At 62.8% G+C, this 14,665-nt stretch carries 13 protein-coding genes; 3 read left to right on the top strand and 10 right to left on the bottom strand.

Going from position 1 to position 14,665, the window contains the following annotated elements:
- The first annotated feature begins 3 nt into the window (after nucleotides 1-3).
- Nucleotides 4-3,168 (top strand): efflux RND transporter permease subunit, encoded by a 3,165-nt coding sequence (locus tag RUU78_RS24100; RefSeq protein ID WP_313920319.1) that lies wholly within the window; start codon nucleotides 4-6, stop codon nucleotides 3,166-3,168.
- 80 nt (nucleotides 3,169-3,248) lie between these two features.
- Here the strand turns inward: RUU78_RS24100 and RUU78_RS24105 are convergent, their stop codons facing one another.
- From RUU78_RS24105 to RUU78_RS24125, 5 genes are all read right to left on the bottom strand, one after another.
- Nucleotides 3,249-3,812: a redoxin domain-containing protein gene (locus RUU78_RS24105; RefSeq protein ID WP_313920320.1), complete on the bottom strand. Its 564-nt coding sequence runs from the start codon at nucleotides 3,810-3,812 to the stop codon at nucleotides 3,249-3,251.
- Nucleotides 3,813-3,819: 7 nt separating this feature from the next.
- A complete protein-coding gene (locus tag RUU78_RS24110; protein ID WP_343232323.1) occupies nucleotides 3,820-4,341 on the bottom strand; it encodes a MauE/DoxX family redox-associated membrane protein in 522 nt (173 codons plus the stop codon).
- A complete protein-coding gene (locus tag RUU78_RS24115; protein ID WP_313920322.1) occupies nucleotides 4,341-5,228 on the bottom strand; it encodes a hypothetical protein in 888 nt (295 codons plus the stop codon). The genes RUU78_RS24110 and RUU78_RS24115 overlap by 1 nt, the downstream gene beginning before the upstream one ends.
- Nucleotides 5,218-6,225, bottom strand: a complete 1,008-nt coding sequence (locus RUU78_RS24120) for an MvdC/MvdD family ATP grasp protein (RefSeq protein WP_313920323.1) — start codon at nucleotides 6,223-6,225, stop codon at nucleotides 5,218-5,220. The genes RUU78_RS24115 and RUU78_RS24120 overlap by 11 nt, the downstream gene beginning before the upstream one ends.
- 90 nt (nucleotides 6,226-6,315) lie before the next feature.
- Nucleotides 6,316-6,492 carry a hypothetical protein gene (locus tag RUU78_RS24125; protein ID WP_313920324.1) on the bottom strand — a complete coding sequence of 59 codons (177 nt, stop codon included), beginning with the start codon at nucleotides 6,490-6,492 and terminating at the stop codon, nucleotides 6,316-6,318.
- A gap of 344 nt (nucleotides 6,493-6,836) precedes the next feature.
- On the opposite strand from RUU78_RS24125, the gene RUU78_RS24130 reads away from it, so the two are divergent.
- On the top strand, nucleotides 6,837-8,597 hold the full coding sequence (locus tag RUU78_RS24130; protein ID WP_313920325.1) for an ABC transporter transmembrane domain-containing protein: 1,761 nt from the start codon (nucleotides 6,837-6,839) through the stop codon (nucleotides 8,595-8,597).
- A 309-nt stretch (nucleotides 8,598-8,906) separates the two neighbouring features.
- Here RUU78_RS24130 and RUU78_RS24135 read toward each other — a convergent pair whose 3' ends face one another.
- Nucleotides 8,907-10,511, bottom strand: coding sequence for an NAD(P)/FAD-dependent oxidoreductase (locus tag RUU78_RS24135; RefSeq protein WP_313920326.1), 1,605 nt, complete (start codon nucleotides 10,509-10,511; stop codon nucleotides 8,907-8,909).
- A gap of 127 nt (nucleotides 10,512-10,638) precedes the next feature.
- On the opposite strand from RUU78_RS24135, the gene RUU78_RS24140 reads away from it, so the two are divergent.
- Nucleotides 10,639-11,838, top strand: coding sequence for an NAD(P)/FAD-dependent oxidoreductase (locus RUU78_RS24140; protein WP_313920327.1), 1,200 nt, complete (start codon nucleotides 10,639-10,641; stop codon nucleotides 11,836-11,838).
- Between the two features lie 338 nt (nucleotides 11,839-12,176).
- Here the strand turns inward: RUU78_RS24140 and RUU78_RS24145 are convergent, their stop codons facing one another.
- The 4 genes from RUU78_RS24145 to RUU78_RS24160 form a co-directional block, all read right to left on the bottom strand.
- Nucleotides 12,177-12,425, bottom strand: coding sequence for a tyrosine-type recombinase/integrase (locus RUU78_RS24145; RefSeq protein ID WP_313920328.1), 249 nt, complete (start codon nucleotides 12,423-12,425; stop codon nucleotides 12,177-12,179).
- Between the two features lie 165 nt (nucleotides 12,426-12,590).
- Nucleotides 12,591-13,058, bottom strand: a complete 468-nt coding sequence (locus RUU78_RS24150) for a hypothetical protein (protein WP_313920329.1) — start codon at nucleotides 13,056-13,058, stop codon at nucleotides 12,591-12,593.
- 322 nt (nucleotides 13,059-13,380) lie between these two features.
- The gene (locus RUU78_RS24155) at nucleotides 13,381-13,842 is read right to left on the bottom strand and encodes a hypothetical protein (protein WP_313920330.1); all 462 of its coding nucleotides are present in this window, start codon (nucleotides 13,840-13,842) and stop codon (nucleotides 13,381-13,383) included.
- Nucleotides 13,839-14,665 (bottom strand): RHS repeat-associated core domain-containing protein (locus RUU78_RS24160; protein ID WP_313920331.1); only part of this gene is annotated, 827 nt, incomplete at its 5' end. The genes RUU78_RS24160 and RUU78_RS24155, both read right to left, overlap by 4 nt.

Below are 14,665 nucleotides of genomic sequence, written 5' to 3' on the forward strand. Positions count from 1 at the left end.
CCCGTGCCGCAATTTTTCATCGAACGGCCGATCTTCGCCTGGGTGATCGCGATACTGATCACCCTCGGCGGCGTGCTGACGATCTTCGAACTCGGCGTCGAATCGTATCCGCAGATCGCACCGCCGCAGGTCGTGGTCAGCACGAACTACGCCGGCGCCAGCGCCGACACGGTCGAGAAGACCGTGACCCAGGTCATCGAGCAGCAGCTCAACGGCATCGACAACCTGCTGTATTTCAGCTCGACGTCCAACGCCAGCGGTAACGCGTCGATCACCCTGACTTTCAACAGCGGCACCGACGCCGACATCGCCCAGGTGCAGACGCAGAACCGCGTCTCGCTCGCGCTGCCGCGCCTGCCGTCCGAAGTCACTCAGCAGGGCGTCGTCGTGGCCAAGGCCAACGCCGGCTTCCTCATGGTCGCCGCGCTCAAGTCCGACGACGGCGCGCAGGATTCCTACGCGCTCAACAACATCATCTCCTCGCGCATCCTCGACCAGATCCAGCGCATCGCCGGCGTCGGCAGCGTCACGCAGTTCGGTTCCGAATACGCCATGCGCATCTGGCTGGACCCGGACAAGCTGCAGGGCTTTGGCCTCGCACCCAGCGCCGTGCTCAGCGCGATCCGCGGCCAGAACGTGCAGTTCGCCTCGGGTTCGATCGGCTCCACCCCGACCATCGATCAGCAGGGCATTTCCGCCAGCGTCATGGCCGAAGGCCGCTTCACGACGCCGGAACAGTTCGAGAACATCGTGCTGCGCACCTCGGCCGACGGCACCACGGTCAAGATCAAGGATGTGGGTCGCGTCGAACTCGGCCCGTTCTCCTACGGCCGCGCCACGTATTACGGCAAGAACGCGATCGCCGGCTTCGCCGTGCAGCTACTGCCTGGAGCCAATGCGCTGCAGGTGGCCGCAGCGGTCAAGACGCGCATGGACGAGCTCAAGGCGAGTTTCCCACCGAACGTGTCGTGGTTCACGCCGTACGACAGCACGACTTTCGTGCGCATGTCGATTCTCGAAGTCGTCGAGACCCTGGTCATCGCCGTGGTGCTGGTCTTCATCGTGATGCTCGTGTTCCTGCAGAACCTGCGCGCGACGCTGATCCCGACGCTGGTCATCCCGGTCGCACTGGCCGGCACCTTCCTCGGCATGTACTTCATCGGCTTCACGATCAACCAGCTCTCGCTGTTCGCGATGGTGCTCGCGATCGGCATCGTCGTGGACGATGCGATCGTCGTGATCGAGAACGTCGAACGCATCATGAGCGAGGAACACCTCGAGCCCAAGGAAGCCACGCGCAAGGCCATGGGCCAGATCACGAGCGCCGTCATCGCGATCACCGTGGTGCTGGCCGCCGTGTTCATTCCCAGCGCCATGCAGGGCGGCAGCGTCGGCGCGATCTATCGCCAGTTCGCACTGACCATCGCGATCGCGATGGGCTTCTCCGCCCTGCTCGCGCTGTCGTTCACTCCGGCGCTATGCGCGACGCTGCTCAAGCCGACGCATCCGGAACCGAACCGCTTCTTCCGCTGGTTCAACCGCACCTTCGACCGGATCCTCGGCACCTATACGCGCCAGACCGCCGGCGCGGTGAAGCGTCCCGGTCGCTGGATGGCGCTGTTCGCCGTCGTCGTCGTGCTGTGCGGTTTTCTCTACACGCGAATGCCCGGCAGTTTCGTGCCGGAAGAAGACCAGGGCTACACACTGGCCATCGTGCAATTGCCCGCCGGCGCCTCGCTGCAGCGCACGACGCAGGTGATGGAACAGGTCAACGAGATCCTGTCGAAGAACGATGCGGTCGAAGCGGTACTGCAAATCAGCGGCTTCAGCTTCATCGGCCAGGCCGACAACGTCGGCATGGCCTTCATCCGCCTCAAGCCCTGGTCCGAGCGCGAGACCAACGCGATGACCTTCATCCAGCAGGCCAACGGCGCATTGTTCGCGGGTCTCAAGGATGCGCAGGCCTTCGTCGTGAACCTGCCGACGATCCAGGGCCTCGGCGCGTTCGGCGGCTTCGACATGTACCTGCAGGACCGCGCTGGCGGCGGCCACGAGGCACTGGTCGGCGCGCAGAACGTGCTGCTCGGCAAGGCAGCCGAGCAGAAGGACATCCTGCAGGGCGTGCGCCCCAATGGGCTGCAGGATTCGCCGCAGCTCAAGATCGATGTCGATCGTGTGCAGGCGCAATCCATGGGCCTTGCCGTGACCGATGTGTTCAGCGCGATCCAGCTCATGCTCGCGCCGGTCTACGCGAACGACTTCTTCTATCAGGGCCGCGTGCTGCGCGTGGTATTGCAGGCCGATGCACCGTTCAGAATGAGCCCGGAAGCGTTCAACCGTTTCTTCCTGCCGAGTTCCCTGCCCGCTTCCGGCAATGCGAATGCCGCCAGCACGCCGAACATGATTCCGTTGTCGAGCGTGGTGCATTCGCAGTGGATCATGGGGCCGCCCGCGCTCGTGCGCTTCAACGGCTACTCGGCGGTCGAGATTGTCGGCTCGCCCGCCCCGGGGCGCAGCTCCGGCGAAGCCATGAAGACCATGCAGGCGATCATCGAGAAAGATCTGCCGCAGGGCTTCGGCTTCGACTGGGCCGGCCAGTCGCTGCAGGAAGTCGTCTCGGGCAATCAGGCGCCGCTACTGTTCGGCCTGTCCATCCTCGTCGTATTCCTCTGTCTGGCTGCACTGTACGAAAGCTGGTCGGTTCCGGTATCGGTGATGCTGATCGTGCCACTCGGCGTACTCGGCGCGGTGGTGTTCTCGCTGCTGCGCGGGCTGCCCGACGACGTGTACTTCAAGATCGGCCTGATCACGATCATAGGACTGGCCGCCAAGAACGCGATCCTGATCATCGAATTCGCGGTCGAAGCACAGCGCCACGGCACGCCGCTGCGTGACGCGGTGATCGAAGCCGGCAAGCTGCGCATGCGCCCCATCCTGATGACGTCGTTCGCCTTCATCCTCGGCGTGCTGCCGCTCGCGATTTCCTCCGGCGCCGGTGCCAACGCGCGCCACGCCATCGGCACCGGCGTCATCGGCGGCATGGTCTTCGCCACCTTCCTCGGCCTGCTGTTCGTGCCGATCTTCTACGTCGCGATCCGGCGCATGCTTGGGGACCGGACGGACGAAGCGGGAGCGAAGGACGCACCAGCAGTGCCCCGGACACACTGACCGAGGGCTTCACAAAGGGCGGCAGCGATGCCGCCCTTTTCATTTCTCACCGGCTGCTTCCCACTGGAATCAGTTCGCAGTTATGCCAGATCCGGCGCTTCCCCGGATTCACGGATCTGCGCAACGAAGCTTTGCCAGTCCTCGTCGCCGATGAAGTGGCTGGCGAGCACGCGACCCTCATCGTCGGCGAAAATGTAGAACGGCGCCGCGTTGCGCGGGTTCAGCGCGTGCCGGACCGAAGCTTTCACCAGCAGCACATGGGCCAGCAGCGGCGAATCGTGCAGGAACGCCGCCATGCGCTTCCGCGAACGTGCGCTGATGACCCATAGACGCACGCCGGAGCGGACGATCGCCTCATACAGTTCCGACAGCTCGGCGACCCGCAGCCGACAGTCGCCGCACTCCGGCGACAGGAACAGCAGCACCGACGCCTGCCCTCGCAGGAACTCACCGGACAGTCGTTCGCCATTGCTGAGTCGTTGTCCGGAAAATTCGGGCAGCAGGCTGCCGACCGGCAGTGCCGCGGGCGAGCGCAAGTATTCCTGCGCGCTGACGACTGCAGCGAGGCGCAGCACGAGGAACAGCATGAATGCAACCACGAGGGTCAACAGCGCGACGACGAGACCGGGCAGCGTGCCTTCCATCGCCGGATCAGACCCGGATCCGCAGCACGGCCACGATGTCCTGCAGGCCGAGGGAGAGCTGGAATGCGATCAGCGCGATGCCGGCCAGGGCAATATGCGAGTACACATCGATGCCGGCCAAAGGCGGCGCGAGCACGCCGCCCACCGCCGCACCGACGAGCAGGCCATTGCGCAGCAGATCGTAGCCGGACATGGGATGACTGGCGGTGCCGAAACAGCGGCACACGACCGTCCGGTCCTGCGCCAGGGCCAGGGCCACCACGGCCGTCATCGCAGCGAACAGTAGCGCCGTGGCGATGAGGCCGTAGCGGGCCGCCGTGCCGCCACTGAGCAACAGGGCGGCCAGCTGCCATTCGACCGTCACGATCGACGCGGCCACCGGCACGCCGGCCTTGCCCAGTTCGGGAAACGAAGCCGCGAGATCGCGGCAGAAGCGGCCGAATGCGAACGATTTTCCGCACGCTGCCGCGAGCACGGCAAAGAGCAGCCAAAGGCGGCTGATTTCGCCGAGATGACTGGCGATCGTCATCAACGGGTCTCGACCGTTTCCCAGACCGAGCCGATGGCTTCGCGACTCCGGCGCCGCCGCGTTCCACCGTCGCGCGTCACGAGCATGGCGTCGTACCAGTCGCCTTCCAGCGATTGCCGCGATTCGGCGCCGATCCGTGCGCGGAGGTGACAGGCAATATCCCACGCGACCGCTTCGATATCCGCATCGCGCACTACGGGCAGTCCGATCCGGGCCAGATCGTCCCGCGTCAGTGCATACGTGTGGGAATGGAAATCGAACAGCAGCGTGTCGGCGATATTCGACCGCCGCGCTGCTGCGTCGTCGGGCATGTGCAAGCCCAGCAACTCGTTGCTGATGCTCTGCACTTCCCGCGTGCAGCGGTATAGCGAGGTCAGCGTGGTCGGAAAAATGCTCTCGCACAGCAGCGGCAACGCACGCTGCTGTGTCTGCTCCTCGTCCATGCCGAACCAGTCCTGGCTCATCTGCCGGAACAGCCGGATATCCTGCGACGACAGCGCCGACGGACTGCCGTCGCGCCCGCCTTCAGCCGATGTCAGATGGGGATCCGTCGGCGAGAAGATCGCCAGCGGGCCGGCCACTATCTGCTGCGCGGCCAGCACCATCAAGGTCGCCGCCGATTCGCAATAGTGCGGCACGATGAAGCGGAGACGATCCGTGAACTCGTGCAGCAGCAGAGCAATCCGGCGCGCCGCGTTCACCGAGCCGCCGCGGCCGAAAACCACGACGTCCAATCGCTCCGCGCGCCCGATGCCGCGCAAGGTTTCGTACAGCGGCGGAAGCAGATCGATCTCCAGGCTCGTTGCGCCGAAGACGATGACCCGTGCCTGTCCTTTCGCCTCCAGCTCGCGGATCGCGGCATACAGCGCGTGCGCGTCATCGCTCACCGCGCGCCCCTTCGATCAGGTAGTCGGCAACCGCGTCGACCATGCGCAACCCAGGCACCCGCTGCTCGACGAACAGGAACTGGCCGCCGGGGTTGTTTTCGAGGAATACATAGTCGCCGTCCGGCGTCACGATCAGGTCCAGCGCGCCGTAGGCCAGTCCATAGCTGTGCACGAAATCGCGGCAGCGCTGTTCGATCATGGCCGGCAAGGTGACCGCCTCGTAGCGGATACCGACGGAGAAATCGCGATAGTCGGTACGCGTGCGATCGTCATCCTGCGAATGGATCTTCGCTGCGAAAACGCGATCGCCGATCACGGTGACGCGCAGTTCGTAGTGTTTGCCCACATGGCGCTGGAAGAAACACGGCACCTCGCGCACGGAATCGAGCAGGTCGAGGTACTCCTCGGTGATCCGGGTCGTGGCCAGCCCCGTGGTGACGCGGTCCTCGGGCGCGACTTTCTCGGCACCGAGGAAAGACGACGCCAAGGTCTTGAAGATGATGTCGCCACCGACGGCGGCACGGAAGCGATGCACCGGCTCTGGCCGGTTGGCGATCAACGAATCCGGAACCGAGAACCCCATCCGCGCGGCGCGCTGCAGCTGCTCCCCTTTCCACTGCGCGGCGCGAACCGCGACGGGATGGCTCATCCAGCAGCAATCCAGCGAATGCAGGATGCCGAGCAGGACGTGTTGCGTTTCCTGCGTCGCATAGGCTTTCTCCTGCGGCGTCAGTTCGGTACTTTCGAAAGCGAATTCAGCCTGCTTGCGCGTCCATACCGCACCGATTTCGGCGAGCGCCAGCTCGTCGCCCGTGGGGCTGTAGCACAGCGTGCCGCGCCAGGTCCCGCCGACGAACGCCAGATCCAGGGCAAAGGCAGCGGGAAACTCATCGAGGTTCAGGCGAAACGATCGATGTCCTTTGGATGCGATGCGCTCGATGACGATATCCGCATGGATGTCCGCACGGCCGGTGACGATAAGGATGCATCGGGTCATCAAGGATTGTGTCGGGTTCGGAGGCTCATACGGCAAATGGCGGTCGCAAAGAGCCCGGAATTCAGGCTCTTTGCGATTCACCACGGACTGTCAGCAATAGATGCCGTTATCCGAATAACGCAGGTTGCCCGGGAAGCGGAAATCCGTGCAGCCAGCAACGGAATCACCGTCGCGGCCCTTCCATTGGGTGTCGGGCTTGGCGCTTTCCTTCTTCGCGTCTTCCTTCGCGGCCAGCTTGAATGCAAACAGCTTCTGCTTGGTTTCCATTGAGAAATCCTCACGGTTGATGGAGTTGCATCGTCGTCCACACCACAGGGGGCTCCCTGCGCACCGGTCACCTGTGTACCGCTCATCCGCGCGCGCAGTACGTGACGTACGCGAATGCTTTCGGTCCCATGCCATCGCCTGCTGCACCGCAACAAGCAGACGCTTCGACAAATACGCTATCAATGGGCATCAGTCGTTTCGAGATAACTACCATACAGAACAATTCAGTGAACGCGCAAACTGGCGCGTCCGGCACAAAGCGACTAACGTACCCGGTCCGCCGAGGCCGCCAATACCGATGCCGCGCGCTATCGCGGCCTCTCCGGCAACCCTTCCTCGCGACCATGCCCAGACCGACCAACAACGCCCCGATTGGCAGTCTGCGCACGCTGTGGCCACTGCTACGCAAACACCTGGGACTGTTCCTCGGCTGGCTGCTTGCGCTGGCCTGCGCCAGTGCAGCGACGCTCGGCATGCCGATGACGTTCCGCGTGATGATCGACCAGGGCTTTTCCGCCGGCGCCAGCGACATCGACCCCATATTCGTGCTCGTGCTCGCGGTGACGCTGGTGCTCGCACTGGCGAGCGCAGCGCACTACTTCTTCATCTCGCTGCTCGGTGAACGCATCGTCGCGGACCTGCGCGCACGGCTCTACGCCCACCTGATCGGCATGGACGCGGACTTCCATGACCGCAACCGAAGCAGCGAACTCGTATCACGCCTGATCGCCGACTCCGAGCTGCTGCGCGTCGTCATCGGCTTCACGCTGTCGACGGCCGTTCGCGGCACGATCACGGTGCTCGGGAGTTTCGTGATGCTGTTCGTCACCAGCCCGCGACTGGCCAGCTATGCGCTGCTGGGAATACCGCTGACCGTACTGCCCATCGTCATCGGCGGCAACCGGCTGGCCTCCATTGCGCGCTCCAACCAGGATCGCATCGCCGACGCCAACTCACTGGCGGCCGAAACGCTCGGGGCCGTGCGTACGGTCCAGGCGCATTCGCAGGAACCCTATGAACGCGGCCGTTTCGTAGCCGCCCTGCAGGTCGCCATCACCGCGGCGGGCCGGCGCATCCGCACGCAAGCCGTCATGATCGGGCTCGGCATCAGCCTGGTGTTCGGCGGATTCACCGCCGTGCTATGGCTGGGCGCGCACGACGTCGCCGCGCATCGCATCACACCTGGCACGCTCGGACAGTTCCTCTTCTACGCAGTGATCGGCGGGAGCTCGATCGGCTCGCTCGCCGAAGTGTGGAGCGAGCTGCGGCGCGCCGCGGGCGGCATGGGCCGCATCAGTGAACTACTGGCCGAATCTCCCACCATCGTCGCGCCAGCGAATCCCGCGAGCCTGCCGGTGCCGCTACGCGGTGAAGTACGCCTCGAGAACGTCAGTTTCCGCTATCCACAGCGACCGGACCCAGCGGCGCTCGCCGACTTCAGCCTGTGCATCCGCCCCGGCGAAACCGTGGCAGTCGTTGGCCCATCCGGTGCGGGCAAGAGCACGCTGTTTTCCTTGTTGCTGCGTTTCCATGATCCCGAGGCCGGGCGCATCACCATCGACGGCATCGATATCCGCACGCTCGATCCAGCGGCGTTGCGCGCCGTGATCGGACTGGTACCACAGCAGCCCACATTGTTTGCCGCCAGTGCACGGACCAACATCCGCTACGGCCGGCTCGACGCCAGCGAGGCCCAGCTCGACGCCGCGGTGCACGCTGCGCACGCCGCTGATTTCATCGCCGCCCTGCCCCGGCAACTGGATACCGAACTCGGCGAGCGCGGCACCCGCCTCTCCGGCGGACAGCAGCAGCGCATCGCGATCGCCCGCGCCCTGCTGAAAAATGCGCCGATCCTTCTGCTCGACGAAGCCACCAGCGCCCTGGACGCCCACAGCGAGCGCGCCGTCCAGCAGGCACTGGAAACCCTGATGCACGGCCGCACGACCCTGGTCATCGCACACCGCCTCGCCACGGTACTCAAGGCCGACCGCATCATCGTCATGGACCACGGCCGCATCATCGCCGAAGGAACGCACGAGTCCCTGATGGCCGACGGCGGCCTGTATGCGGAACTGGCCAGACTGCAGTTTCTGGATCTGCCATAAAACGTGGCGATATTGGCTGGCCCAGGCGGCCAGCGGGTTGGCTTCAAGTCATTCCAACCTGACCGCGTTATCCGATGGTTGCCTCATTACTACCGGCGTGAACCGCAGTATCGAAATTCGGGTCGTGCCCTCAACTATCGAGCCGGCCAGATTGAGTTTGGAATGAATTGCTCGCGCCATCTGGCCTGATCAATAGGCGTTTGGCCTGGGGGAAATCAAAGGCGGCCATCCTTTTCCCCGCAAGCGGCGAGAAGGTGCCCGAAGGCCGGATTAGGCGCCGTCTCAAGCGACCCGCTTCGTCGAGGGCTCTCAGCCTTCGCCAGTCATCGCCAATGCCAGCGCCTGCGCCACTTCGATGCCGTCGATCGCGGCAGAATAGATGCCGCCGGCATAACTCGCGCCTTCGCCGGCCGGGTACAGGCCGCGGGTGTTGAGACTCTGATAGTCCGCCCCGCGAGTGATGCGGATCGGCGATGAGGTGCGCGTCTCCACGCCGGTAAGCACCGCGTCGTGCATCGCGAATCCCTTGAGCTGGCGATCGAGCGCCGGGATGGCTTCGCGGATGGCGGCGATGGCGTACTCGGGCAGGGCGGTGGAGAGGTCGCCCAGGCGCACGCCGGGCGTGTACGAGGGCTGCACGTCGCCGAAGTGCTTCGATGGGCGGCCGCGCACGAAATCGCCGACCAACTGACCTGGCGCCCAATAATCGCCGCCGCCAAGCGCGAATGCCTGACGCTCCCACTGACGCTGGAACGCGATGCCGGCGAGCGGGCCGCCCGGGTAGTCGGCGGGGCTGATGCCCACCACCAAGCCAGCGTTGGCATTGCGCTCGTTTCGCGAATACTGGCTCATGCCATTGGTGACGACATTTCCGGGTTCGGAGGTGGCCGCGACCACGGTGCCGCCAGGGCACATGCAAAAGCTGTAGACGCCGCGCCCGTTCTTCGCATGATGGACGAGGCGATAGTCGGCGGCACCCAGCAACGGATGCCCGGCCGAGGCGCCAAAACGCGCGTTGTCGATCAGCGATTGCGGGTGCTCGATGCGGAAGCCGACCGAGAACGGCTTGGCTTCGACATACACGCCGCGTTTGTGGAGCATCTCGAAGGTGTCGCGTGCGCTGTGGCCGATCGCCAGCACCACGTGCTCGCACTGCAGTTCCTCGCCATCTTTCAGCACCAGACCCCGCATGTGTCCGTCGACGATGCGCACATCCTCCACCCGCGCACCGAAGCGGATCTCGCCGCCAAGCGACTCGATGGTGGCACGCATTTTCTCGATCATGCTCACCAGCCGGAACGTGCCGATGTGCGGCTTGCTCACGTACATGATTTCTTCCGGCGCTCCGGCCCGCACGAACTCTTCCAGCACCTTGCGGCCGTAAAAGCGCGGGTCCTTGATCTGGCTCCAGAGCTTGCCGTCGGAGAACGTGCCGGCACCGCCTTCGCCGAACTGTACATTCGATTCGGGATCGAGCACCGCCTGGCGCCACAGGCCAAAGGTGTCGCGGGTGCGCTCGCGCACCGCCTTGCCGCGCTCCAGCACGATCGGCCGGAAGCCCATCTGCGCGAGGATCAACGCCGCAAAAAGGCCGCAGGGCCCGAAACCGATCACCACCGGCCGTGATTTCAGTGTGGACGGTGCGTGGGTCACGAAGCGATAGCGCATGTCGGGACTGGGGGCCACGTGGGCGATGCCGCGCGAGGCAATATCCGCGTTGACCGGGTCGCGCAGTTCGACATCGACCGTGTAGATCAGCGTAATGGCGCTGCGTTTGCGCGCGTCGTAGCTGCGCTTGTGGACCGTGAATCCGATGATGTCGCCATCGGCAATGCCCAGCCGCTGCACAATGGCCGCCCGCAGGTCGGTCTCGGGGTGGTCCAGCGGCAGTTTCAGTTCGGTCAGGCGCAGCATGAGGCGGTTTAGGAGTGTGTCGGGGCGGGCGGGGTCGCCATGCTCCTAGAGCCGGCCCCTGCGCGCAAGCCGCGAGCTGCCTCGCCGACTACAATGGCCGATCGCACAACCGACCGGGCACTCCTTGATGCCGCCAACCACGACCGCCCCCGCGACGGCCGATGTCATCGTCATCGGCGGCGGCGCTGCCGGCCTCATGTGCGCGCGAGTGGCTGGCCTGCGTGGACGGCGCGTGCGTGTGATCGAGCACGCCAACCGCTGCGGCAAGAAAATCCTGATGTCAGGCGGCGGGCGCTGCAATTTCACCAACAACGGCACCACCGCGGCCAATTTCATCTCCGGCAACCCGCATTTCTGCAAGTCTGCGTTGGCGCGTTACACCCCGCAGCACTTCATCGAGCTGGTCGAGCGTCACGGCATCGCGTATCACGAAAAGGAACTTGGGCAACTGTTCTGCGACGACTCATCGAAGCAGATCGTGAAGATGCTGCTGGACGAATGCACCGATGCCGGCGTGCGCATCGACACGCAGTGCAGCGTCGAAAGCATCGAGCGCATCGACGATGGTTTCCGGGTGCGGACCACGCTCGGTGAATTGCGTGCGCCTGCACTGGTCGTCGCGACCGGCGGCCTGTCGATTTCCAGTATGGGTGCGACCGGCTTCGGCTACGAACTCGCGCGCCAGTTCGGTCACACCGTGCTGCCGACCCGGGCCGGCCTGGTGCCGCTGACGCTCAGCGGGAAACATCAGGAACGTCTGGCCGACCTCAGCGGCGTCGCACTGCCGATCACGGCGCACTGCAATGACCGTGAATTCAGCAATTTCATGCTCATCACCCATCGCGGTGTCAGCGGTCCGTCAATCCTGCAGATTTCCTCGTACTGGAACCTCGGGGACTCCTTGCACCTGGACCTGCTGCCGCAGGGCGATGCCTTCGAGATTCTCAAGGAACAGCGCAGCCGACGCCCGGCTGCGGAATTGCGCACCACGCTTGGCGAACTGTTCCCCAAACGCTTCGCCGAACGCCTTTGCGACATCTGGTTCACCAGTCGCCCGATGCGTCAGTTCAACGATCCCGAACTGCGCGTCATCGCTGCGCAACTGCAACGGTGGCCACTGATCGCCAGCGGCACCGAAGGCTACCGCACCGCCGAAGTCACCCTCGGTGGTGTCGACACCGACGAACTGTCGTCATCCACGATGCAATCCAAACGCGTCCCCGGCCTGTATTTCATCGGCGAAGTCGTCGACGTCACCGGATGGCTGGGCGGCTACAACTTCCAGTGGGCCTGGGCGTCGGGCCACGCCGCCGGGTCGGCAGTGTAGGGCGGGCCCGGCCCGCCATCGCATCACCCCATAGCTAAAGCACAACGATCAAAACCAGTAACCCCTTGAGCTACGGGCCGCGCCGGTTGACGGTAAGCGCTCCAACAACCTCATCTTCCCCTGCGGCATCTTGATCGGCAATCTGCGGCTTCGCAATTGGAAGAGAGAGCCCTATGTCGACACAGGAGGGCCCGACGCAGCAACGGCGGGCGGCACACGTGCAGCGTAAGCGATAACTCACCGCCGTTCTTCCGGTGGAAAGAGCGCTTCGCCGAGAATTCGCTATGGTCCCATCTCTGGGGTGCGTCCGCTTAGCAAGTACGGCGCTGAGGCGGCGCTTACTCTGCACCGTTCTCCAGCATCCGAGTTGCCATCGTGTGGCGGAACAGGTGACACGCACCGCGCTTGATGATGCCCGCGTCTTCGAGCAGCTTCCGCACGCGCAGCGTGATCGCATTGAGCCACGGCGGACGGCCCAGCTCGTCGAGGAACAATCGCGTCTGCGCCGGATCGCTGACAAGCTGGGGCCGCGCCTCGTTGACGTATCGCTGCATCCACGCAATCGCCCGCTCGCCGATCGGCACCACGCGGCCCTTGAGCCAGGCAACCGTCAGTCAATCGGAGAAGTGCTCGCGAGAGAGTCGGAGTTTTCCGAGGCCTGGTTGTCCCGGTCTTCGCGGTCTTCGTTCTGCCGGGTTTGTCCCGGCGCTTCTGGTTGTCCCGGCCTTCGCCCGGTCTTCGTTCGCGCCACTCTACTCGGTATGGGTAGACCCACTCGCGTAGATCACTTCACGATCCAAGGACGCGACTTCAGTAGCCGAAGCTACTGAAATTTCTGTCGGAAACGAGTTATGCAATGCTTCCGAGATACCGTCGTCCGCAGTGGCAACAACCCAGTACGCACCATCGATGCATGACGCGACGAAAACCGGTTCTACACCCGCCCCCAACGAGAACCTGACAACACCCCAGTCAAGTGAAGCAATACTGAAAAGCTCTTTGGCAGCAACAACAGAAGAAATTGTGACGACGCCATCGTCACCAACTACGAAATCGCCAGCACGCCTGCTATCAAAGTCGTCCCACTTGTCACAGTCCACCCAGAACCCCCTAAATGACCACACCCCAGTTGGCATCAACAGGGTCACTGGCAACGTTATCTCTTCAATGGAACATGGTGATTTGTCCCTACGTATAGAAAAAGCGTTACGAAATTCCATGATTAACGCTCACGTTAAGATAGGAAATATGAACATGAGGATTGAACACGGCAGGCTTTGACCTGTAGTCGAGGTAATCGCACCTAAACCTTAATAGTCCCCCAGGCTGTGATGATCTGCGAGCCGGCTCCACCGGCCAAGGCCAGGCGACGCTGAAGGCTTCAACAACAACCCCCGCCAGTGCGGGGATTGTTGTGTGGGCGGACTGCATCAGCGCACAGCCAGGCAACCGTCAGTTCATCGGAGAAGTGCTCGCGATGGCGTCGGAGATTTCCTAGAAGTGGTTGTCCCAGTCTTCGTCATCTCGTGGCTGATGAAGATCTTATTCATTTTCGAACAGGTAGTAGTACGCGTCGCCGTCGTCACCATCGCGCAGAGCCATCCACTTAAAGCCCGACATCGAAGAAGCAGCCAATATGACGTCTTCGTCGAATTCGTTATCTCGACTGACTATAGCTTGCTGGACAACTGACGGCATTTTCTCGAAAAAATCTTGCTGCGGCTCGCAGACAAAAAGACGAATCGACATGAAGCGCGACAGCGATTCCAATGTTATCGCGGAAATACTGGGTGAAATACGGAAATAAGCTGATTCGACATGCTCTTTGTTACTTCGATCTTCATCAGGATGAAGAAAGGGTGCGATAGGCGTCGCTTTACACAGCTCTCCTAAAAGCCCAGGGATCCACCCTGAAAGAAATTTATAGTCAGGAACCGAGACTACTAAATTGGTGCCAGCATCAATCATAAGAGAATATATATCAAAAACGACAGTCGCCCTCATTGTGGCTCCCGAGGTACATGAAACTCGAACCCTGGATCAATCCAGTAATCAGCGTTTTTATTGTCGCCTGGATAGTGCGAACTTCCTGGTGCTTTCGCCCAATCCATTCTAAAGATCTGACGTTGGGTACTTGGCTTTGTTCCTTTAGCGAAGCCAATACCAAAGAAACGTGTCGCTTTCCCACCGACAGCAAGGACTGCTTTTCGTGCCCCGAAATTAGCTAAAGGAATCGGAACACCCGTAGGAATAAATCGCGAGTCCCCTGGCGTCCTGATCGGCGTCGGCATGTAGAAAACGACCGTGGTGTCCTTTTTTGGAACATAGTCCAGAAACGTCTTTATTCGGTGCAATCCCACGCTGCGAGCGATACGCGGTGCGTTCCGTCGCAGCGCTTGCGATGCAAGCTCAAACGCCTCGGCACTTAGGACGCCTTGATAGTCCGGATTGGACGGATCGAGGTATCCCGACAACTCCGCGATCGCCGACGGATCGCTCATGATCTTGAGCGCTTCGATCAACGATTGAACGGTCCCGACCGCGGTTTGCACTCTTCCAACAAAATTGGTGATCGCAATGGAGCGCGAGATCATCTGTCCCATCACCGAATTAATCTCGCCCAGCGTCATGTGTCCGCTGGGGTCGCGCCCATTCACCGCATCCGCGTTGGCGTACAAGTACTTGTGTAGCGACGCCGGCCGCTTGTCGATGCCAGCAAACGCATCCTGCTGCGTAAACCGCCCACTGGCCGGATCCATGTACCTAGCCCTTAGGTAATAGAACCCCGTATTCGGATCCAGCTGCTCCCCGGTGAACAGGAACCGAT

Source organism: Tahibacter sp. (genome assembly GCF_032229445.1).
GTDB lineage: Bacteria > Pseudomonadota > Gammaproteobacteria > Xanthomonadales > Rhodanobacteraceae > Tahibacter.